The organism is Pseudolactococcus piscium (assembly GCF_002441695.1).
GTDB lineage: Bacteria > Bacillota > Bacilli > Lactobacillales > Streptococcaceae > Pseudolactococcus > Pseudolactococcus piscium.
In genome coordinates this window covers 11,600-33,340 of sequence record NZ_JXJW01000008.1, presented here as the reverse complement: position 1 = coordinate 33,340, position 21,741 = coordinate 11,600, and the positions used below count along the sequence as shown (strand labels likewise).

The window sequence follows — 21,741 nt, the reverse complement described above, 5'->3', positions numbered from 1 at the left end:
TTTTTTGGTATAATTGATGAATGAAGTTAAAAAAAATAGGGTTACCGATTCTCATCATTTTGGGAATTGTCATTGACCAAATCGTCAAGATAGCAGTTGTTAATCATTTTGCCTTATCACAGCAAAAAGTTGTGTTAAAAGGGGTCTTGTCCCTTACAAAGTTACATAATAATGGTGCTGCTTGGTCCTTACTAGAAGGACAGCAGTGGTTTTTTACGATTACTACGATAGTAGTCTTAGTCGCAGCAACTTGGTTTTTAATCAAAAACTTGCATAAAAATTGGTATGCCTTTGGCTTAACCTTGATCATCTCAGGTGCTTTGGGAAATTTTATCGATCGTGTCCGTCAGGGCTATGTTGTCGATATGTTCCAACTCGACTTTATCAATTTTCCGATTTTTAATGTCGCAGATATGTTCTTGAGTATTGGGTTTGTCATCCTATTTATCGGGATTTTAACAGAAAAGGATGAAGATTAAAACATGAAAATTAAAATCAAAGCAACACAGGTTGGCTCACGACTTGATAAAGCCATTTCAGATACCTCTAATGTGTCTAGAACACAAGCGAATGACTTAATCAAAGCAGATGCCGTATTTGTCAATGGTGAAGTCAAAAAAGCGAAATATAAGGTATTAGAAAATGATCTGATCTCATTTGTGATACCTGAACCAGAAGTTTTGTCTTATGAGGCTGAAAATATCCCACTAGATATCGTCTATGAAGATGATGATGTGGCTGTGATTAACAAACCGCAAGGTATGGTTGTGCATCCATCAGCAGGCCATCATTCAGGTACATTAGTCAATGCCTTGATGTATCACATGACAAAATTATCTAGTATTAATGGGGTGATCAGACCTGGTATTGTTCACCGTATAGATAAAGATACGAGTGGCCTACTGATGGTTGCTAAAAATGACCAAGCCCATGAGCTGTTAGCAGCGCAGTTGAAAGATCATAGCTCTAAGCGTCGTTATTTGGCCATTATTCATGGTAATCTCTTAAATGACCGTGGTGTGATTGAAGCACCGATTGGTCGTAATCCTAAAGACCGTAAGAAACAGGCAGTGATTGCTGGTGGGAAACATGCCTTGACTCATTTTGAAGTATTAGAGCGGTTTGGCGAGTTTACGCTGGTTAATTTGACACTTGAAACTGGACGCACGCATCAAATTCGTGTCCACATGGCCTATATTGGTCATCCAGTAGCAGGAGACCCATTATACGGCCCTAAAAATGTCTTGAAGCCAAACCATGGTCAATTCCTACATGCGGAGATATTAGGCTTTAAGCATCCTACCTCTCAAGAATGGTTGGAGTTTGAGATTGAGCCGCCTAAATTATTTAAGGCAACACTTGAAAAACTGAGAGTGACAGACTAAGCTGTTGAGAAGTTGTCGTATGACAGCTTTTTTTATTTTGTCTGATATCACTTGAAAAGACAGTAATCTCATCACCAGTTTGCTTAGGACATATTGTGGTATAATTTACAGTATTAAACTACTAGATACTAGTCGAGGCAGAGCAATGCAAGAAGGTAAGTTAAGAATATATTTTGGCTATGTTGCTGGTGTTGGCAAAACCTATGCGATGTTAGCAGCTGCCCATGAAGATAAACATAATGGGGTAGATTTAGTCGTTGGCTATGTTGAGCCACATAATAGACCGGATACGACGGCATTAATTTCAGGACTTGAGCAGCTGTCCCCTAAGGTAATTACCTATAGAGATAGACCGTTTTATGAGGTCGATGTCGACCAAGTTATCAAAAGAAATCCGCAAGTTGTTATCATAGATGAGTTAGCACATAGTAACATCATTGGGTCACGCAATCATAAGCGTTTTCAGGATGTCGAAGAAATTTTAAGGGCTGGTATTGATGTCTATACGACTTTAAATGTGCAACATATTGAGAGTGCATTTGAACAGATAGAAGCCATAACAGGCGTCCGTGTTAATGAAAGAATTCCGGATTATCTATTTGATAATGCGAGTCAAATTGAACTGATTGATATTGACCCTGCTGAGCTCATTGATCGCTTGCATAAGGGAAAAATCTATCATCAGTCACAGGTTCAACAATCACTGGACCATTTTTTCACCTTAAAGAAACTGCGCGCCCTAAGAGAAATAGCCTTACGTAAAACTGCGGATCAAGTCAATCACGCTGCACTAAAAAATGACAGTAATTACGATGGTGCTTATGCTAAGGAGCATATCCTAGTCTGTGTATCAGCTTCCTTGACAACACCAGGTGTGATTCGGTCTGCAGCAAAGCTGGTCATGGCATTCAAAGGTGACTTTACAGCCCTACATGTCGTCACTGAGAGAGATGACTACTTAACTAAAGCAGAACGCAAACAACTACAAGCAAATCTGCGCTTAGCTGATCAACTCGGCGCAAAAATCGCTGTTATCTATGGTGAAAATTTTTCTGAACAGATCTCTGAATACGCCAAAGTGAGTCATATCTCTAAGCTTGTTGTTGGGAAATCACCAGACAAGCGATTTTTTAAAGGGCGTACCTTTATCAACGACGTGGCACAAGCAGTACCTAATTTAGGTATTTACATTATTCCCATGGTAAATGAGCAGCAGCCAAACCGATTTTTTCTCAAAAGACGAGGGAAAATTGACCTACATTTTGACATGAGTGATTTAGTCAAGACATTACTTATGCTAGTGTGCTGTACGATTTTGGGTCTATTTGCAGAGAAAGTCGGCTTTAGTTTTTCAAATGTGATCATCCTATATATTTTAGGGGTTCAAGTCAATGCCTTGGTCACAAAAGGTAGAATTTTTAGTTTTATTGCGTCGCTACTTGCAGTATTGTGTTTTAACTTCTTCTTTACAGAGCCGTATTTTTCACTTCGGGCAATAGACTCAAGTTATCCGGCGACTTTTTTTGTCATGCTGACAGCGGGGCTTATCACGAGTAATCTGATCAAAAAGATTAAGGCGCAAGTTCGCCTGAATTCTGAGAGGGCCCATCGAACAGAACTCTTGTTTCAAACTAATCAAGCATTACAGATTCCAGAAAGTAGAAGTGAGACATTAGCTGTTACAGCAAATGCCTTGATCAGTCTATTAGCAAGAGATATTGTGATTTATCCTGTAGAAGATGGGATCAGGCAAAAAGAGGTCTATTATCCAGCAGGTAATACGACCTATACTTTAGACACTTACCAGAATTTAAAAGAGTCAGGCGTGGCAGAGTGGGTACTCTATAATAATAAACGTGCTGGTGCGACAACGGATACTTTATCTGCTGCCAAATTCCTATATTTATCCGTCAGACGCAAACAAGCTGTTTTTGCAATTATTGGGATTTTGATGGCGGATACTGATCCACTAGACCCATTTGAGAAGGAAGTATCCTTGGCCATGTTAGGAGAAGCAGCCTTAGTATTGGAAAAAGATACCTTGCGAAGACAGCAACAAAAAGTTGCATTAGAAATGGAACAAGAGCAGTTAAGAAGTAACCTATTACGCTCTATATCGCATGACTTGAGAACCCCATTAACCAGCATCTCAGGTAATGCTAAGCTCATGCTAGATAACAGTACGCGCATAGCAGAAGCAAGTAAACAAGAGTTGCTATCCTTTATCTATGATGATGCATTATGGTTGACCAACTTAATCGAGAATTTACTGATGATTACCCGACTAGAAGGGGATGTTGCACTTAACTTACAGGCAAATAACCTGGATGACGTAATTAGGGCAGCAATTAAGCATGTTGATCCCCATCTGGATGAGCATATCTTCAACCTGACGATATCAGAAGCAGATTTGTTTGTTAACATGGATCCTGCATTAATCATGCAAGTCATCATTAACCTATTAAACAATGCTGTAAAATACACACATCAGGGATCAACAATCGACTTGCGCGTGACAGCTAGTGACAAACAGGTTTGCCTTGAAGCTGCTGATAATGGCCCAGGCATATCTGATCAGGCACTTGCAAAATTATTTGATCTCTTTTATACGTCTACGGATTCCCCAGACGCGGCACGTGGATTAGGCATTGGGCTAGCACTTTGCAAAACGATTATCACCATCCACAAAGGTGAAATCTATGCCAAGCATCAGATACCTAGTGGCACGATTATCGGGTTTACTTTACCCAGGATGGAGATAAAGCTTAATGAATGAACAGACAACAATCTTAATTTGTGAAGATGATACAGCCATCAATAAATTACTGTCGATCACAATGGAAGTAGCAGGCTATCGTTATCGCTCGGTTACGACGGGGAAACAATGTATTCGTGAAATCGTACGCGAAGAGCCGGATATACTTTTACTTGATCTAGGTCTGCCAGATATGGAAGGGGTTGAGATTATCAAGAAAGTGCGTGCATTTTCTGATTTCTCTATCATCGTCATTAGTGCAAGAGGAGAAGAGACGGATAAGGTAATGGCACTTGATGCTGGCGCAGATGATTATTTGACAAAACCTTTTTCAACTGAAGAACTTTTGGCAAGGTTACGTGCCACCTATAGAAGATCCAAAGCTGCTTCGAAAGAAACGGGTCAAGAGTCTACAGTCTTTTCAAATGGTTGGCTCAGTATCGACTATCTAGCGCAAGAGGTGTTGATTCAGGGCGAGAAGGTACATCTGACACCGATAGAATATAAGTTGCTCGTCTTACTTGCTAATAATCTTAATCGTGTGTTAACCTATCAGTTTATCACACGTGAAATTTGGTCTTATAATGAAACAGATTATGCTGCTTTACGTGTCTTTGCGACAACACTAAGAAAAAAAATAGAGTTAGATCCTAGTAACCCTAAACTGATCCAAACACATATCGGTATCGGCTATCGGATGGTTAAACTAGATGCATAAATCAAACAGGCTCACCCTCAGGGTGTGCTTTTTTTTGACTATAGATATGATGTGTGACTTATCTTAACAGAATCTTAATACCATAAGTAAAATATTTATACCATCTTAATTTTTCAAGTGTTAAAATAATTTATCATCACATAGGAGGAAGATAATGGATTTAATAATCATGATAGGCTTGATAGTTGGGTTTGGCCTGCTATTTTGGCTGATTAACTGGTGTGACAAGCAGATCAATAGAGAAGGGTAGGACGCATAATGTTTATACTTTTATGGATTGTGATTAGTTTACTCATGGGTTACTTACTATATGCCTTAATTAATCCAGAAAAATTTTAGGAGAAAATCATGTTACAGATTACGTTTGTTTTAATCATTAGCATCTTGCTAATGTTGCCAATGGGCAAGTACTTATATCATATTGCCACAAGAGCACATACTTTTGGAGATCCAGTTTTTGATCGCGTCGACAACTTCATCTATAAAGTTATCGGCGTAAAAAACAAAGGCTTAACTGGCATGAATTGGCAGAAATACATCATGACATTATTACTGACAAATGCGGTAATGGTTGTCATCGGGTATTTTATGCTTAGGATACAAGCACTGCCATTCCTTAATCCAAATAAGATACATGGTATGGAACAAGGCTTAGCACTTAATACGGTCATCTCGTTTATCACAAACACTAACTTACAAGACTATTCAGGTGAGTCATCCCTATCTTATTTGAGCCAAATGATTGTCATCATATTTATGATGTTTACCTCAGCAGCCTCAGGATTTGCGGCGGCTATGGCCTTTATTCGCGGCTTATCTGGTAAAGTGACAGATATGGGTAATTTCTACGCTGACTTCATCAGGATTATCACGCGCGTGTTATTACCCTTATCAATCCTAGGTGCAATGCTCTTAATCTCACAAGGGGTGCCACAAACACTCATGCATAATTTAACTGTGCACACAATAGAAGGCAAGTTGCAAGATATTGCGCTTGGGCCAGTTGCAGCACTCGAAATTATCAAACATCTCGGTACAAATGGTGGTGGCTTCTTTGGTGCTAATTCGGCCATGCCATTTGAAAATCCAACGATCCTGACTAATGTCATCGAGATGCTATCGATGACCCTGTTACCAGGAGGTGTGGTCGTTGCATTTGGCTTGATGGTTTCAGATAGTCAAAAAGAGAAACATCGCACGATAGTGGCTAACACATCAACCCTGTCTTCCTTACATCCTAAAAAGAGGCATAAAGTTTGGTTAGGTAGCCAAGCTAAACCGCTATTTATCGTCATGAGCGTCCTATTTTTACTAGGGTTAGGTGCGATACTGTGGTCAGAGTCCCAAGGTAATCCGATTTTAAAACACCTCGGACTCAGTCAGGCGATGGGGAGCATGGAAGGCAAGGAGACGAGATTTGGTGTCGTGATGAGTGGCCTGTTTACAGAAATCACCACAGCCTTTACTACTGGTTCAGTTAATAATATGCACGATAGCCTCACCCCACTAAGTGGTGGTGTTGCGATGATGAATATGATGCTAAATGTTGTCTTTGGTGGCAAAGGTGTAGGCCTGATGAATATGGTCATCTTCGTCATCTTGACTGTATTTATCTGTGGGCTAATGATTGGGCATACACCTGTTTACCTTGGTAAAAAGATAGAAGGAAAGGAAATGAAGCTAACGGCAATGGCGATTATCGTCCATCCCTTGATTGTGCTCGTCTTTTCTGCAATAGCAGTATCGGTGGCTGCTGGTGTGGCTGGTATCTCAAATCCTGGTAATCATGGCCTCTCTCAGATCGTTTATCAGTATACCTCTTCGTCATCAAATAATGGCTCAGGGTTTGAGGGACTGAAAGATAATAGCCTGTTTTGGAATGTCACAGCAGGTATTGCCATGTTTGTAGGTCGGTATGTTACCCTCATCTTACAGCTGGCAATCGTCGCCTCTTTAATGGCAAAACAAAAAGTAAATGACTCGATTGGGTCCCTTAAAACAGATACGATGACCTTTACAACAGTGCTATTTGTTATCGTGATTGTTATCTCAGCCTTAACGTTTTTACCGGTTTTGGTACTGGGACCAATAGCTGAATTTCTTAAGATGCGAGGTTAGACATGTCAGAAAAAAATAAAAAATTGATGGATAAGAAACTCTTACAACAGGCGGTTTTTGGCGCTTTTGTTAAACTAAATCCAGCTTATATGATGAAGAATCCGGTCATGTTTGTTGTTGAAGTCGGGTTTATGATTACCTTACTCCTCTCAGTCATGCCTAATTTATTTGGTCATGTAGTTGGTGAGGGACGTCTCTATAATATCATCGTGACACTGATATTACTCTTGACCATCCTATTTGCCAATTTTGCAGAATCTGTAGCAGAAGGGCGCGGTAAAGCGCAAGCTGAAAGTCTGAAAAAAACACAAGAAGACATGAAGGCACGCTTAATCGCCACTGCAGATAACACGACTCAGGACATAGAAAAAATGATCGACGCTAGTGACCTAGCCAAGGGAGACATCGTCCTCGTTAAATCGGGTGAGATTATTCCCCGTGATGGAGAGGTAATCGATGGGATTGCCTCAGTAGATGAATCGGCTATAACAGGTGAGTCAGCACCGGTGGTTAAAGAATCTGGTGGCGACTTTTCCTCTGTTACGGGTGGTACTAGAGTGTCAAGTGATTGGCTGAAAATTAGGATTACTGCGAATTCAGGCGAGTCTTTTCTCGATAAAATGATTTCGCTGGTTGAAGGCGCATCACGCAAAAAAACACCAAATGAAATCGCCTTGAATACCTTACTTGTCAGCTTAACGATTATTTTTATGATTGTTATCGTCACGCTATATCCAATTGCTTTGTTTGTGCATGTCCCACTAACGGTCTCGACTCTGATTGCCTTAACCGTTTGTTTAATTCCGACAACAATAGGCGGGCTACTATCAGCTATTGGGATTGCTGGCATGGATCGTGTCACCCGATTTAACGTCATTGCCATGTCTGGCAAGGCAGTAGAGGCAAGCGGTGATGTCGATACCATGATCTTAGACAAGACAGGAACCATCACCTACGGGAATCGGATGGCCTTTAAATTTTTACCGGTGGCAGGTATCGCACCAGAAACATTAATCGAAAGTGCTGTTTTAACTTCTTTACAGGATGACACGCCAGAAGGTAAATCCATCGTTAAGTTAGCACAATCTCAAACAGGGCTGCCTTTTGTCAATCATTCCGAGATGACCTTTATTGCCTTCTCCGCCCAAACAAGGATGAGCGGTGTCGATATTTCTGGAGGTGCTCGTGTTCGAAAAGGCGCAACTGATGCCATCGTCAACTATGTCGAGAGATTGGGTGGGGACATTCCTAAATCCCTAAAAGCAATCACAGATAGTGTCTCTTCAGCAGGTGGCACACCGCTGGTTGTGGCAAACAATCAAGCAATCCTAGGCGTGATTTATCTCAAAGATACCATCAAACCAGGATTGGTAGCACGCTTTGCAAGGTTACATGAAATGGGCATTAAAACGATTATGTGTACAGGAGACAACCCTTTGACAGCAGCGACAATTGCACAAGAAGCAGGCGTCGACAGTTTTATAGCTGAATGTACGCCTGAGGATAAGATTCGCGCCATAAAAGCAGAGCAGGCACAAGGCAAAGTAGTCGCAATGACCGGTGATGGTACTAATGATGCACCCGCGCTCGCACAAGCAGATGTCGGCATTGCCATGAATTCTGGGACCAGTGCAGCAAAAGAAGCAGCAAATATGGTCGACCTAGATTCAGATCCGACAAAAATTCTTGATATTGTTGAGATAGGTAAGCAACTGTTGATTACCAGAGGGGCATTGACAACCTTTTCAATCGCCAATGATATCGCCAAGTATTTTGCGATTATCCCAGCCATGTTTATGGTTGCAATTCCAGAAATTAGTATCATGAATGTGATGGGACTTGCGACACCATCAAGTGCAATACTATCAGCACTCATCTTTAATGCGGTGATCATCCCGATTTTGATTCCACTCGCGATGAAAGGGGTTCGATATAAACCTCAGCGTTCTGAAAAATTACTGACGCATAATATGTTAGTTTATGGGTTGGGTGGTGTGATAGCTCCCTTTATCGGGATTAAGTTAATTGATTTAGTGATAGCGCCACTCTTACATTTATTAGGGATTTAAGAAAGGAAAACGATGAAAAAGATCATCTATACATTAAAAACGCCGTTTTTACTTACTGTCACATTTATGATTATCTGTGGGATAGGGTATCCGTTACTCGTCACAGGACTAGGTCAGACTTTATTTTCCTATCAGGCAAATGGCAGTCAAATCAAAGAGAATGGAAAAGTTGTGGGGTCCGCATTAATCGGACAAGCCTTTACTGAGACGACCTACTTAAAAGGTAGACCATCAGGTGTCAACTATAACACCTATACAGCAGCTGAAAAAGAAAATGGTCACTACCTTGGTGTGGCATCAGGATCAGAAAATCTAGCGCCAAGTAATCCTGACCTCAAAAAACGAGTAGCACAGGATATGGCACGTTTCCTAGACCAGAATCCAACGATTAAAAAGGAGGCTATCCCAACAGATTTAATGACCGCTTCTGGATCTGGACTAGACCCTCATATCAGTCCTGAAAGTGCAAAGATTCAAGTGCCAGAAATAGCTAAGGCGAGCAAGATAAGCGAAAAAAAATTATATCAACTGATTGATGCACAGACGACAAAACCAGCCTTAAATTTTTTAGGGACGCCTACCGTTAATGTCTTAGCAGTTAATCTAGCTATACATGCGCAACTCAATACAGACAAAAGTAATTAAAATATGGCCATGGTCTTTAATTTACTCAGAACAGCTGACTGATCATATATGCTATAATAGAAGAATAAAATATAGGATGAGGACTAGCAAGTGACCTACAAAGTAATTATAGTTGACTTAGATGACACCGTTTTAGACTTTAAAGCTGGTGAAGTTAAAGGATTAGCAACAGTATTTAAAGCGTTTCAGACGGCAGCAGTTGACTATGAGGCTTGGGTAACAGCTTATAGCAAGATTAATCATCGCATCTGGCGAGAAATCGAGGCTGGTGCAGCGACACAACCGTTATTAAATGAACGCTTTTCTAAAACGTTTGCTGAGTTCGGTCAAGTCATCGATGGGGCAAAAGCTGAAAGCGTTTATCGTCAAGTATTAGATGCCAATGATGCTGTGGTAGCAGGAGCAGATACGTTACTTAGTCAGCTGAATCAGGCAGGTTACCACTTAGTTGTTGGGACAAATGGTAAGACAGCGACCCAGTATAGCAGATTAGCATTAACAGGATTTGATCGCTATTTTAAGCAGGTCGTGATTTCACAGGAAATCGGACATGCCAAACCAAGTACGGGATTCTTTGACCATATCTTTAAGCTATATCCAGACAATACTAAATCAGACTTCTTGATGATTGGCGATACCTTAGGATCAGATATTCAAGGTGCAAATCAAGCTGGGATCGATAGTATCTGGATAGATAATGACAAACAGCTAGGTCTAGTTCAAGCGCATCAGGCAACTTATCGTGTGCAATCCTTATCAGAGATTTTACAAATTTTGACTTGATTGACAGACATCTTATAGACAAGCAGCTATCTAGTCAGATAGCTGTTTCCTTGTCTCAGGGATGAAAGGGCGTTCCCTTATTGCTTAGCAAATAGAGTGGTAAAGAAAGGAGATGAAGTCAAAAAGTCTACGACCTCATCACAAACTTGCCAAATTAATCAAGTATCCTGAAAATAAATCTCAAAAACACCACTTTTTTTGGTAAAATAGAAGAAACATATTTTCGCAGTTATAGAAGGAGCTTTACTTTGACAACCACTGATACGCAAGACATCCAGAAAATCATCGTACTGGATTACGGTAGCCAATACAACCAACTCATCACACGACGCATTCGTGAATTTGGTGTTTTTTCTGAGCTGAAAAGCCATAAAATGACTCTCGATGAAATTAAGGCCTATGCCCCTAAAGCCATCATCATCTCAGGCGGCCCAAACTCTGTCTATGAAGCAGATGCTTTCGACATCGATCCAGGCGTTTTTGAGCTAGGTATTCCAGTCCTTGGTATTTGCTATGGTATGCAACTGATGACCCAAAAACTCGGTGGTAAGGTTGAAGCTAATCCAGGTAATGGCGAATTTGGCCCAACAAAAATTAGCCTAGATACACCATCAAATCTGCTTGACGGCACACCTGCAGAGCAAACTGTCTTGATGAGTCACTCTGATAATGTCACAGTTCTTCCTGAAGGCTTTAAAATTGCCGCTCATACGGATAAAACACCGATTGCTGCGATTGCAAATGATGAAAAAGGTCTTTACGGTGTGCAATTTCACGCTGAAACAACCCTCAGTGAGTATGGTCATGTGATTATTGAGAACTTTGTTAAGAAAATCGCTAAGGCATCTGGTACTTGGTCGATGGCTGGATTTGTAGACCAACAAATCAAAGAAATTCGTGAAAAAGTTGGAGACAAAAAAGTCTTGCTCGGCCTATCAGGTGGGGTTGACTCATCAGTTGTTGGTGTCTTGTTACAACGTGCGATTGGCGACCAATTAACCTCTATCTTTGTCGATCATGGCCTACTTCGTAAAGGTGAAGCAGAACAAGTGATGAAAGATTTAGGTGGTAAATTTGGCCTAAATATCGTCAAAGTCGACTGTAAAGACCGCTTTATGAGTAAACTTGCTGGCGTTGCTGATCCTGAGAAAAAACGTAAAATCATCGGTAACGAGTTTATCGAAGTCTTTGATGATGAAGCTTCGAAACTTGATGGTGTTGACTTCCTTGCACAAGGCACACTGTATACAGATGTGATCGAGTCAGGAACTGATACAGCACAAACAATCAAGAGCCATCATAACGTTGGTGGCCTACCAGAAGATATGCAGTTTGAACTGATTGAACCACTTAACAAATTGTTTAAAGATGAAGTCAGAGAATTAGGTGAAGTCCTTGGCATGCCACATGACCTTGTTTGGCGTCAGCCTTTCCCTGGTCCAGGTCTTGCTATCCGGATCATGGGTGAGATTACAGAACCACGTCTTGAAAAAGTACGCGATTCTGACTTGATTCTTCGTGAAGAAATCGCTAAAGCCGGTCTAAACGAAAAAATCTGGCAATACTTCACAGTCGATACAGGCGTTAGCTCAGTCGGTGTAACAGGCGATTTCCGTAGCTATGATACGGTCATTGCCATTCGTGCCATCACATCGATTGATGGGATGACTGCTGACTTTGCTGAGATCGATTGGCAAGTCCTTTCAGAAGTATCACGTCGCATCACAAATGAAGTCAAAGGCGTTAACCGCGTCGTCTACGATATTACGGCTAAACCACCAGCTACGGTTGAGTGGGAGTAACAGAAAAGAGCTTAGAAGCCTTTATTTATAAAGGTTATAGGCTCTTTTTTTACATTCTGCTAACAATTTGCAAACAACAGCTTTTATTCTTTTTTTAAATTTGAACCCAAAATTATCCTTATTATATCTAGTCCAAGACTCTTAATTTTTTTGGGGGTCTAGGTATTGTAATTAAATGTCGTTCTAAGTATACCATATTAGGTAATGTCAAACCGCTTGCTAGCCATATATGATTTTTTATTTCTGCATGAAAGAATGCAATGAAATCTCCTTGTGTACTTAATAGTAAATCTCCTACCATGCATTCATAGATAGGTCGTTTCTTTGCGGTATCTTCTATAACCAAAAAATCATTCATATAAGCATAATCGAACCCAGTTTCTTTCATTTCCTCGATTCTTGAATATACCAAGCTTTCCTTAGTAAATTGTTCTCGTACCAACATTGGTTTAGAATTATTTAAATACAAAATTCCAATTGATGGTTCATGCAAAAAAGCAATAGTATCAATATTCATTATACAAACTCAATTTTTTCAGCTCGATAATACATAGGATTGCCTTGCATACTACATTCTAAGTTAACAAATGTGACCTTAACAGAATCCTTTTTCATAATATCATCATTTGTGATTAAAGCCTTAGGGTCTAGTATTTTAATTTGTGTGCTTTTCTTCTTAAATTTCCCATCTAAAATTGTAACAGAATAGTTTTGTCCTATGATTCTATCTGTCGCAAAATTTCTTGGTTTTCCTTCTCTGTCTTTGATAATTTCGCCATTTTCATCTGCTCTATGTTCTTGTTCAAAAACTGGTGTGACTTCATCTAATTCGAAAACATTCCCTATATTGTTAAAATCCCAATCTCTAACGCTTAATAATTTTGCCATTTTTATATTCCTTCTTTCTTGATATACTGGTTTCCGCTAAATTTTTTTGTTTCTTTTATTGCCTTTTCATTCACCTCTACATTTATAAGCCCTACAAGCCTGTTAGCGACCTCTATATTGGTATTTGGATATAGGTGTCCGTACGTTCCTAAAGTTGTCTTGATGTCTTCATGACCTAGCCTATCACGTACTACAATAGCATTTTCTCCCAATGATATTAATAGTGAAGCGTGGCTATGACGTAGAGCATGTGTTTTTATCTTATGAATACCTGCAAGCTCCGAATGTCTTTGAATAATGTGATAGGGTGCACTTTTATTTGTGGGCAATCCATTGTAAGAAAGAATCCATTTTGAACCACCACAATTTTCTTGTGCTATTTTCCAATTCTTTAAATACTTTATCGTATCACCGTCTAACGCAATTGTTCTGTTACTGGCACTTGTTTTAGGCTCGGTAATATAATATTCTTCTGCATTTTTATAGTACATGGATTTATTAACACGTAAGGTCTTTTTTTCAAAATCAATGTCTTTATCCCATTCTAACGCTTGTGCTTCACCAAAACGTAAACCTGTCATGAACAGCAACCAGATAAGTATAAATGAATAATGCTGATAGTACTCAGAAATATCAAATGTTGCTATTACTTTTTCAAATTCGGATTGAGTCCAAAACTCAACCTTTTTTTTAGTCTTTTTAACATTTCCAACTTGCTTAGCCACGTTTGTCTGTAACAAGCCTAATTTTACAGCTAAGTCCAAACTCATCTGGAATAAACCGTAGATATTCCTAATATAAGCACTAGAATATTTTTCAGATAAAATATTTTGAAATTTTTTTATCATTGGTGGGCTGATCTCTTTTAACTTTCTTTTGTAAAAATAGGCTAAATGAATTCTCATGGACGAAACTCGGTTATCATAGGTTCGCTTTTTAACAGAACGTTTATAGTCTGGTTCAAAGTAAGTTGAATAAAATTCTTGATAACTCATTGAACTATTTTTCTTGATAGCCGTTTTAGAATAATCATTCATATAATCATCGTAAGCAGATTTGGCTTCCTTTTGTGTTGAAAAACCACGTTCCCAATGCTGGACTCGTTTTCCTTTTTCGTCAAACCCTAAGCTTGCTACAAAGTACCATTTCCCATTTTTCTTATCTTGATAAACATTTGCAATCTTAGGCATTCACCTTTTCTCCAATTTCAAGATTTATTCCTAAAATTTCCTCAACTGCTGATACTGGAACTCTAGCCAACCTCTTAGAACAATAATAAGCAAAACCTTTTTCAACCATTAAACATTTGGCACGTCTGATAATATCGGCAGATTGACTTGTTCCATAACCTAATTCTATCAAATCATATTTTGTTATTGTAACCATGAACATCCTCTCTTAATCTAATTTTCTTTTTCCTTTTTTGTTCTTGCGTGTACCGCTGGTATTAAGTCAGTTCGTCCAATAGAAACTAAATGTGCTATCATTCTTTCAGACAATCCACGAGAGAAGTCTTTTTTTTGAAATCTCAAATCATTTAAATTTCCTAATGCATTGTTCTCTGATAAAAATACAAAGGCTTGATATGTCGCTAATCCCCCATGTTCCTCAAGCCAATTGGCGCTACTTTGTAGTGTTGTAACTTCATATTTTCTATTCAGTTTAATAGGCGATATTTTCAATAAAAACTTATCCCAAAACCTACAGATTGTATTTTTTGAGCTATCTGTATAAAATCGAAGTTCTTGGCGAAGAACCGCCCGAATAAGATTTTCAAGTGATTCATTTTCATAAGCAATTTTTCTAGCCATATCATTTGCAGGTTCTCTTTTTAATTCAATTTCAATTCTATTCCAACTACCAAAATCTGATATATCATTTCCAGTCATTTTAGCTTGCTCGATAGCTTTATTGTAAATACGACACATTAGATCGCTTGTACGACAGCCTATATTTAAGGTTTTACCCGTTGTAAGGCGGTATTTTGATTCATTTATTGAATACTCACGACCATTTGACCAATAAAGATTTTTCTTTGCCTTACTAATCAACTTTTCTACTGTAAAATATGGTACCCTGTTTTTATCATCAAGAGCACAGTCTAATCTTAGAAATTCAACTTTCTCACAAATTTCCAAAGCTACTTGAAAGAATTTAGCCCAAGTTAATGACTTACTCTCTAGGATTATTTCAAGTTGAGTACACGCTTGACCACTTAGCTGAATGCAACAATCTGGTGTAGAAAGGGCATTGCGATAAGTGTATACATGAATTAAGCCATATGAGTAATAAGAATCATAATCATAGAACCTAAGTTGACCATCTGAGAGCTCACAATCCATAATTTCAATGCCAAGTAGTTCATTAATTATTATTTCTGGCTGTTCCCATAGCCTAATTTTTATCCAATCCAGCTTTGCAGTAACAAATTTCGCTTTTGCAATTGTAAATACACCACCTTTCATTTTTTAAGCCATTTTCTTGCCTTTATAAAACAGCTTAAAACCCTTTATATATAAGCTCTTTATCGTAAAAATATGTCACTGTTGGCCTGGTATTACAAGCAGGCCAGAAGTTTCTCGTTGAAACTATTTCTAATTCGACCGCCCCGCTCAGAAAATCAGAGATTTTCTGCCGAACTAGAAATGTCTCAACAAATAATCAGCATTCAAAGTATCTTCATTTTCAACAAATATTATCACTTTCAGCTTTTCAAGCTGACTGCCCTTGTCACTCGGCAGACTTCGTGAGGGCATTTCATAAATAATTAAAGCAAAGAACGCTTTAATCATTTACAAAACGCTCATTTAGTTTAAAGATTTTCATTATAAGAATGTGCTACATGTTGCCATACAGGTAAAATCGTTTCAAATACGTTTTTCTCAAATTGTGGTGATTCAAATGATTTTGGTGCACTACGTTCAATAGCATACATACCTACACCTTTTCCTCGAACGTGTGGAACATCTGTTGTACCAAACATCATTCCTGCAGATTCTTTACTTGGATTTCCTAAAAATACAGAATTTTGCAACTGTTCACGGATATTAGAGCTTAGAGAATCCGCCCTGGGCTGTTGCATAACAATCAAAATTCCCATTGATAGACTTCTGGATTTTTGGGCAATAATAGCTACCATGTTTTCAAATTCTTTTTTCTGCTTAGAGTCCATACTTGCAACTAACGAACTGTACTCTTCTATCACTAAAAGGGTAGGCTCCAAACCAATATCTATACCAACTGAATCAAACGCCGAGCTTTCATCATATAGAGCCATTCTATGCTCCATTTCAGCCAAATAATGTTTTACGATTCTAAATGCATCTGCATTCGATGTTCCATAGTTCTCGGTAGGCATATTTACAGTCTTAAAGAGCTTATAAAGGTCACTCTGCTTAGGGTCAATAGCCATAATATTAGCATGTTTGCCATTCACTTTTTGACTAATGAATCGAGTTAGATAGAAATAGGTGAAGTAGGACTTACCTGCACCACTAGCGCCACTTATCAGCATGCTGTAATTGTTCATCAAACTTACTTTAAAATCACCATATATTTTAATAAGCAAGCTGTCATCTTCTTTTGGTAAAGAAACTACCTGTTCACGTGTAATATCAAATTTCATGAAGATATATTCAACATAATCTATTGTATCATTGACTTCATATAATGACATACTTAGCTTAGACTCAAGCGGTTCTCGAAGTTGATTCGCAACTTTTTGGTAAGAATCTCCATTCTTCTCAATAATGACTTTTAGTATTTCTTCCTCCTCAATATAAGCCATGCGAATTTCACTTATTAATTGCCCATTATCCTCTTCATAAAGATTATTTTGATAAATAAATTTTTGAAGAGTAGGTTCGTATGATCGGTAATTAGGAAAAAATTTCTTTTTAAATCGAATAAGGATTGTCAACATTATTCCCAAGCAGTACACTATAAGAATGAAATTTGCAACGCCATAATTTCCTTTGAGACCGAAAAAAATACTCAATACTAAAACAGCAAGACTAAAGAGAGCTAATCTTTTAAAATATACGAACCATGGTAATTTTGATTTGAAGATTGGACTCAAACTTACAATATTAAGTTCTCCTATTTCGTTTTCTGTTTTTAGCCCAAAGATAGAGATAATTTGTTTTTTTAGTTTATTGCTTATGATATTGCCCACCTGCTTTCTTTAAGTTTTTTAAGGTTCACTTGTTATTAGTTCTTGATTTTATTATCATTTCAACTATATCGGGCAAAGAGCATATTAAAAGTACAACTGATAGTATTAAAAATGCTTTTACACTTAGATAAGGAAGAAATCTTTTAACTTGTATTTTTCCTAAATCTCCTGAAAACCCTACAAATATAGAGATAATGAGTACTAGCGTAAATGAAAAGTTTCGATACATATCTTTCATTTTTCTACCTCATTATCCATTATATTTAATCCTGCAATGACTTTTATAAGATAAGAATATCGAACATTACACTCAGTAGCAGTAGATTTAGCAAATGTTCTCTTTAATTTGTGAAATAAATAAGAGTCTTTAGGCATTAATCTTTGAATCTCTTCTATGCTTGATTCATCAGCAATACGTGCAAAGTATTTATGATTAATTGAAGTATTATTCTGGAACTCGTCTAAGGCATTTTTTATTGGCTTCAAAGCAATATTATTATTTAGTTCACTATCGGTGTAGTAGAAAAAAATGTTAGGATAGAACCTATAATCACCATCTTTTAAAATGATAAAGTCTAAAAGTCTATCCCCTTGGTTTGTGAATAGGCGGCTTGCTGTAAGAATATTGTCTAAAACATTCTCAGCTGTTGGCAAAGTATACTGCACAGACATTTCTAAAACATTATCTTTCGTGAAATTAAAACTTTCTGATTTACCTAATCTCAATGTTTGTAACTTTCTGAGCACTCTATCCGATAACCTTGATAAGGTAATGCCTTCTAACAATAGTAATTCGTTGATATTTTTCATAACTGATTCAATCCTCTCAATTCTTTAATTTTGCAACATAGCTACATTTTTTTGCAGTAGGAGAGCCCCTTACTCGTTCTTTCATGTTATTCCTCCTCTAGTTTATTAGTCTCGCTAATCGAGACAAATGATTCAAAAATTATTTGAAGACTCTAAAAGAATCTTCAATAATTTTACTTTCCTAATATTTCTAAATGATATGCATACAATACATTTTTTATCACATAGCTCATTTTCACGACACGTACCATATTATCTTTTTTAAAATCATATCTGTACTGTTCTAATCCGTTAATCACTTCTTTATCTAAATACAAACGCGGGGTAAGTGTTCCTACTTCTAAATTTGAATTGATTTTACTATTTCGTACTAATTCATCAATTTCCAACCATTTTTCTAGTGAATAGTTTTCAGTGTAATAATATGCTTTCTCTATTATACTTGAAGCTGATACTTTAAGTATATTTGTTATTGAGACACCACCAAGTGAATCTGAAATTTTTTCAAGATATTCTTTCAAAATTATTTCCATATCATCTATTTCTTTCTCATCAATAGATTTATCTAGAACTTGTTGCACATGACCTTGTAATTTTTCCAACCAAAACTTAGCTTCATATGAAAGCCTTATACTCATATAATCTCTAGCCATAATATTAGTCTCCTTTTGATTGTTTTGTTGTCTCGGTTACAAATACATTTTAGCACATAAGTTTTATTTTTGCAAACATTTTGCAAACAACCGCAGAAAAGACTAACATTTTCTTACTAATTATTTCTAAGTAAAAAGCTTTAAACTATTCAAATTCATCCAAAATACACTTAGCTATGACGGAGTGGGAATAAAAGAAAAGAGCTTAGAATCCTTTATTTTTAAGGGGTATCTGCTCTTTTTTGTTGCGAATACAGGTAATAGCAGTTGATGATGAAAAATAGGTAGATTGAAAAACAAAGGCAACGCAACTGTCACAATACAAAATGATACATAGAGAATGTAGATAATGATCCAGTACTTAAGTAGGTGTTGATCTGATTTCTAATATCACTGTTCGTATTTTGTATCTATTAATATTGACTTATTAATATCAAATAATAAACAGATTCTTTGATTAAACAGAGCTATTTTGCGATAATGATTTTGAAGATAAAATTTATTAAATTTAGGAGAAAATGATGTCATTAATTGGAAAAAAAATAGAAAATTTTGTTGCTGATGCCTATCAAGAAGGTAAATTTTTAACTGTCAATTCGGAAGATTTTAAAGGAAAATGGCAAGTGATTGTTTTTTATCCTGCTGACTTCTCATTTGTTTGTCCAACGGAGTTGGAAGATTTGCAAGACCAATATGATTTTCTTCAATCACTAGGTGTGGATGTTTATTCATGTTCTACAGATACGCATTTTGTACATGCTGCATGGCATGAACACAGTGAGGCGATTGGTAAAGTAACTTATCCAATGCTTGCAGACCCAACACAAAAAATTTCACGTATTTTTGATGTATTAGATGAAGCATCTGGCTTGTCACAACGTGGTTCATTTATTATTGATCCAGATGGTGTTGTACAAGCTGTAGAAATTACTGCGGATGGTATCGGTCGTGATGCTAGTCAACTCGTTGATAAAGTACGTGCTGCACAGTATGTTCGCAAAAATCCAGGTGAAGTATGTCCTGCAAAATGGAAAGAAGATGCAGAAACTTTGACACCAGGTTTGGATTTAGTTGGTAAAATTTAACTCATTCAGGCGATGTAGATTACTCGCCTTTTTGAAAATGGAAAAATGAGAGGCTCAGATGTTAGAAGAAAATCTTAAGACACAACTCAAGCAATATCTTGACCTATTAGAAAATGATATTGTACTACGTTTAAATGCAGATATCAATGAAACTAATGGTAAAAAAGTACATGATTTTGTAACTGAAATTGCAGATATGTCTCCGAAAATTAGTATTGAAAAAACGACAGCTATCAAATCTCCAGGTTTCTCAGTTGATCAAAAGGATACGATTTCTGGTATTGTATTTGCTGGGCTACCATTAGGTCATGAATTCAATTCCTTAGTTTTGGCGCTATTACAGGTGAGTGGTCGGGCACCCAAAATAGAGACTGAACTAAAGGAACGTATTCAATCCATTCGTCAACCTTATCATTTTGAAACATATGTTAGTTTGACCTGTCATAATTGTCCGGATGTTGTACAAGCATTGAACATTATGAGTGTGCTCAATCAAAATGTCTCACATACGATGATTGAAGGCGGGATGTTCCAAGATGAAGTAAACTCTCGTGGTGTCATGGCTGTACCAACAGTTTTTGTTAATGATGAGGAATTTTCAAGTGGCCGGATGAGTCTTGAGGAAATTCTAAATAAATTAATTGGCCAAGCAGGTAGTGAAGCTTTTGAAGAGAAAGATCCCTATGATGTCCTTGTTGTTGGTGGTGGACCTGCAGGAGCCAGTGCAGCAATTTATGCAGCACGAAAGGGCATACGCACGGGTATCTTAGCTGAGAAATTTGGCGGACAGCCTTTAGAAACACTGGGCATTGAAAATTTTATTGGGACAACTTATACGGAAGGACCAAAGTTAGCAGCACAACTAGAAGAGCATGTTAAATCATATCCAGTTGATGTGATGAAAACACAAAAAGCAATCAAGATTGCTAAAAATGAACTAGTTGAAGTAACACTAGAAAATGGTGCAGTGTTACAGTCTAAGACTGTTGTCTTGTCTACTGGGGCACGTTGGCGCTCATTAGGCATTCCAGGTGAAGAAACCTTCAAAAACAAAGGAATTGCTTATTGTCCACACTGTGATGGGCCATTATTTGCAGGTAAAAAAATAGCTGTTGTTGGTGGTGGTAACTCGGGTATTGAAGCTGCAATCGACTTAGCTGGTGTCGTTGAACACGTGACTGTTTTAGAATTTTTACCAGAATTAAAGGCAGATAAAGTCTTACAAGATAAGCTTTATTCACTTGACAATGTTACTGTACTGACAAATGTTGAAACGAAAGCGATTTACGGCCAAGATAAAGTTGACAGTCTAGCTTATATGGACCGTGATACACAAGAAGTGCTAACACTTGAGTTGGCAGGGGTCTTTATCTTGATTGGTCTTGTGCCAAATACAGAATGGCTTGAAGGAAGTGTAGATCGTACAGCGCGCGGAGAAATTATCGTTGATAAACAAGGTGCGACAAACTTACCGGGTGTTTATGCGGCAGGTGACTGTACAGACTCAGTTTATAAGCAAATTATTATTGCTATGGGAAGTGGTGCAACCGCAGCTTTAGGTGCCTTTGATTACATTATTAGACACTGATTTTAGCTATAAGTGAGTACTTCGGTACTTGTTTTGGTTCTGTCAACTCTGCGGTGGTAACACACTAAAATGAGGTAAATTAAGGTGTGAAAAGTTATCTTCGGATAGCTTTTTTTTAGTGGATCTATAATAAATCGTATGGGCATATATTTCCATACGATTTGATAAAGAGCCCTTTTTTATATCTTATAATAATAATCAGGTAATTCTAAATTCTCGCTTGACATTGAACCATGGTTCACAGTTATAATAGAAGATAAGAGAGGAT

General features: G+C 37.7%; 20 protein-coding genes. 12 read left to right on the top strand and 8 right to left on the bottom strand.

From position 1 onward, the window contains the following. The first annotated feature begins 20 nt into the window (after positions 1-20). From lspA to guaA, 10 genes are all read left to right on the top strand, one after another. On the top strand, positions 21-479 hold the full coding sequence (gene lspA, locus RU86_RS05000; RefSeq protein WP_096814335.1) for a signal peptidase II: 459 nt from the start codon (positions 21-23) through the stop codon (positions 477-479). 3 nt (positions 480-482) lie between these two features. Continuing rightward, entirely contained in the window at positions 483-1,385 is a 903-nt protein-coding gene (locus RU86_RS04995; RefSeq protein WP_096814334.1) for an RluA family pseudouridine synthase, read from the top strand. 145 nt (positions 1,386-1,530) lie between these two features. Further along, positions 1,531-4,161, top strand: a complete 2,631-nt coding sequence (locus tag RU86_RS04990; protein WP_096814333.1) for a sensor histidine kinase — start codon at positions 1,531-1,533, stop codon at positions 4,159-4,161. Beyond that, entirely contained in the window at positions 4,154-4,858 is a 705-nt protein-coding gene (locus tag RU86_RS04985) for a response regulator (RefSeq protein ID WP_096814332.1), read from the top strand. Before RU86_RS04990 ends, RU86_RS04985 begins: the two co-directional genes overlap by 8 nt. Before the next feature lie 258 nt (positions 4,859-5,116). Next, on the top strand, positions 5,117-5,197 hold the full coding sequence (gene kdpF / locus RU86_RS12485; RefSeq protein ID WP_079506363.1) for a K(+)-transporting ATPase subunit F: 81 nt from the start codon (positions 5,117-5,119) through the stop codon (positions 5,195-5,197). A 9-nt stretch (positions 5,198-5,206) separates the two neighbouring features. Further along, positions 5,207-6,976 carry a potassium-transporting ATPase subunit KdpA gene (locus RU86_RS04975; RefSeq protein WP_096814331.1) on the top strand — a complete coding sequence of 590 codons (1,770 nt, stop codon included), beginning with the start codon at positions 5,207-5,209 and terminating at the stop codon, positions 6,974-6,976. A 2-nt stretch (positions 6,977-6,978) separates the two neighbouring features. Continuing rightward, positions 6,979-9,045: a potassium-transporting ATPase subunit KdpB gene (kdpB, locus tag RU86_RS04970; RefSeq protein ID WP_096814330.1), complete on the top strand. Its 2,067-nt coding sequence runs from the start codon at positions 6,979-6,981 to the stop codon at positions 9,043-9,045. A gap of 12 nt (positions 9,046-9,057) precedes the next feature. Beyond that, the gene (kdpC, locus tag RU86_RS04965; protein WP_096814329.1) at positions 9,058-9,690 is read left to right on the top strand and encodes a potassium-transporting ATPase subunit KdpC; all 633 of its coding nucleotides are present in this window, start codon (positions 9,058-9,060) and stop codon (positions 9,688-9,690) included. 90 nt (positions 9,691-9,780) lie between these two features. After that, positions 9,781-10,473: a YjjG family noncanonical pyrimidine nucleotidase gene (locus RU86_RS04960; RefSeq protein WP_096814328.1), complete on the top strand. Its 693-nt coding sequence runs from the start codon at positions 9,781-9,783 to the stop codon at positions 10,471-10,473. A gap of 248 nt (positions 10,474-10,721) precedes the next feature. Then, positions 10,722-12,275, top strand: a complete 1,554-nt coding sequence (guaA, locus tag RU86_RS04955; RefSeq protein ID WP_179296204.1) for a glutamine-hydrolyzing GMP synthase — start codon at positions 10,722-10,724, stop codon at positions 12,273-12,275. Positions 12,276-12,402: 127 nt separating this feature from the next. Here the strand turns inward: guaA and RU86_RS04950 are convergent, their stop codons facing one another. The 8 genes from RU86_RS04950 to RU86_RS04910 all read right to left on the bottom strand — a co-directional run bounded on the left by RU86_RS04950 (position 12,403) and on the right by RU86_RS04910 (position 18,800). Continuing rightward, positions 12,403-12,792, bottom strand: coding sequence for a hypothetical protein (locus RU86_RS04950; protein ID WP_218839032.1), 390 nt, complete (start codon positions 12,790-12,792; stop codon positions 12,403-12,405). Next, entirely contained in the window at positions 12,792-13,163 is a 372-nt protein-coding gene (locus tag RU86_RS04945; protein WP_096814327.1) for a hypothetical protein, read from the bottom strand. Before RU86_RS04945 ends, RU86_RS04950 begins: the two co-directional genes overlap by 1 nt. 2 nt (positions 13,164-13,165) lie before the next feature. Continuing rightward, positions 13,166-14,353, bottom strand: coding sequence for a site-specific integrase (locus RU86_RS04940; protein WP_096814326.1), 1,188 nt, complete (start codon positions 14,351-14,353; stop codon positions 13,166-13,168). Further along, complete coding sequence (locus tag RU86_RS04935) at positions 14,346-14,549, bottom strand: DUF3173 domain-containing protein (RefSeq protein ID WP_096814325.1); 204 nt, start codon at positions 14,547-14,549, stop codon at positions 14,346-14,348. Before RU86_RS04935 ends, RU86_RS04940 begins: the two co-directional genes overlap by 8 nt. Positions 14,550-14,566: 17 nt before the next feature. Further along, positions 14,567-15,628 (bottom strand): replication initiation factor domain-containing protein, encoded by a 1,062-nt coding sequence (locus RU86_RS04930; RefSeq protein ID WP_096814324.1) that lies wholly within the window; start codon positions 15,626-15,628, stop codon positions 14,567-14,569. A 347-nt stretch (positions 15,629-15,975) separates the two neighbouring features. Continuing rightward, the gene (locus RU86_RS04925; protein WP_096814323.1) at positions 15,976-17,337 is read right to left on the bottom strand and encodes an FtsK/SpoIIIE domain-containing protein; all 1,362 of its coding nucleotides are present in this window, start codon (positions 17,335-17,337) and stop codon (positions 15,976-15,978) included. A 234-nt stretch (positions 17,338-17,571) separates the two neighbouring features. After that, on the bottom strand, positions 17,572-18,147 hold the full coding sequence (locus RU86_RS04915) for a hypothetical protein (protein ID WP_096814321.1): 576 nt from the start codon (positions 18,145-18,147) through the stop codon (positions 17,572-17,574). A 173-nt stretch (positions 18,148-18,320) separates the two neighbouring features. Next, positions 18,321-18,800, bottom strand: a complete 480-nt coding sequence (locus RU86_RS04910; protein ID WP_096814320.1) for a hypothetical protein — start codon at positions 18,798-18,800, stop codon at positions 18,321-18,323. A gap of 521 nt (positions 18,801-19,321) precedes the next feature. Between RU86_RS04910 and ahpC the strand changes: the two genes are divergently transcribed. Then, positions 19,322-19,885 (top strand): alkyl hydroperoxide reductase subunit C, encoded by a 564-nt coding sequence (gene ahpC, locus RU86_RS04905; protein WP_096814319.1) that lies wholly within the window; start codon positions 19,322-19,324, stop codon positions 19,883-19,885. A gap of 58 nt (positions 19,886-19,943) precedes the next feature. After that, positions 19,944-21,473 (top strand): alkyl hydroperoxide reductase subunit F, encoded by a 1,530-nt coding sequence (gene ahpF / locus RU86_RS04900; protein WP_096814318.1) that lies wholly within the window; start codon positions 19,944-19,946, stop codon positions 21,471-21,473. The last annotated feature ends 268 nt before the right edge of the window (positions 21,474-21,741 follow it).

Excerpts from the sequence above, each read along its gene's own strand:
- RU86_RS04995 (WP_096814334.1), top strand. The coding sequence starts at position 483 with ATGAAAATTAAAATCAAAGCAACACAGGTTGGCTCACGACTTGATAAA.
- RU86_RS04915 (WP_096814321.1), bottom strand. The coding sequence starts at position 18,147 with ATGAAAAATATCAACGAATTACTATTGTTAGAAGGCATTACCTTATCA.
- RU86_RS04975 (WP_096814331.1), top strand. The coding sequence starts at position 5,207 with ATGTTACAGATTACGTTTGTTTTAATCATTAGCATCTTGCTAATGTTG.
- lspA (WP_096814335.1), top strand. The coding sequence starts at position 21 with ATGAAGTTAAAAAAAATAGGGTTACCGATTCTCATCATTTTGGGAATT.
- ahpF (WP_096814318.1), top strand. The coding sequence starts at position 19,944 with ATGTTAGAAGAAAATCTTAAGACACAACTCAAGCAATATCTTGACCTA.
- RU86_RS04940 (WP_096814326.1), bottom strand. The coding sequence starts at position 14,353 with ATGCCTAAGATTGCAAATGTTTATCAAGATAAGAAAAATGGGAAATGG.
- kdpB (WP_096814330.1), top strand. The coding sequence starts at position 6,979 with ATGTCAGAAAAAAATAAAAAATTGATGGATAAGAAACTCTTACAACAG.
- RU86_RS04930 (WP_096814324.1), bottom strand. The coding sequence starts at position 15,628 with ATGAAAGGTGGTGTATTTACAATTGCAAAAGCGAAATTTGTTACTGCA.
- RU86_RS04910 (WP_096814320.1), bottom strand. The coding sequence starts at position 18,800 with ATGGCTAGAGATTATATGAGTATAAGGCTTTCATATGAAGCTAAGTTT.
- ahpC (WP_096814319.1), top strand. The coding sequence starts at position 19,322 with ATGTCATTAATTGGAAAAAAAATAGAAAATTTTGTTGCTGATGCCTAT.
- RU86_RS04935 (WP_096814325.1), bottom strand. The coding sequence starts at position 14,549 with ATGGTTACAATAACAAAATATGATTTGATAGAATTAGGTTATGGAACA.
- RU86_RS04990 (WP_096814333.1), top strand. The coding sequence starts at position 1,531 with ATGCAAGAAGGTAAGTTAAGAATATATTTTGGCTATGTTGCTGGTGTT.
- kdpC (WP_096814329.1), top strand. The coding sequence starts at position 9,058 with ATGAAAAAGATCATCTATACATTAAAAACGCCGTTTTTACTTACTGTC.
- RU86_RS04985 (WP_096814332.1), top strand. The coding sequence starts at position 4,154 with ATGAATGAACAGACAACAATCTTAATTTGTGAAGATGATACAGCCATC.
- kdpF (WP_079506363.1), top strand. The coding sequence starts at position 5,117 with ATGTTTATACTTTTATGGATTGTGATTAGTTTACTCATGGGTTACTTA.
- RU86_RS04945 (WP_096814327.1), bottom strand. The coding sequence starts at position 13,163 with ATGGCAAAATTATTAAGCGTTAGAGATTGGGATTTTAACAATATAGGG.
- RU86_RS04950 (WP_218839032.1), bottom strand. The coding sequence starts at position 12,792 with ATGAATATTGATACTATTGCTTTTTTGCATGAACCATCAATTGGAATT.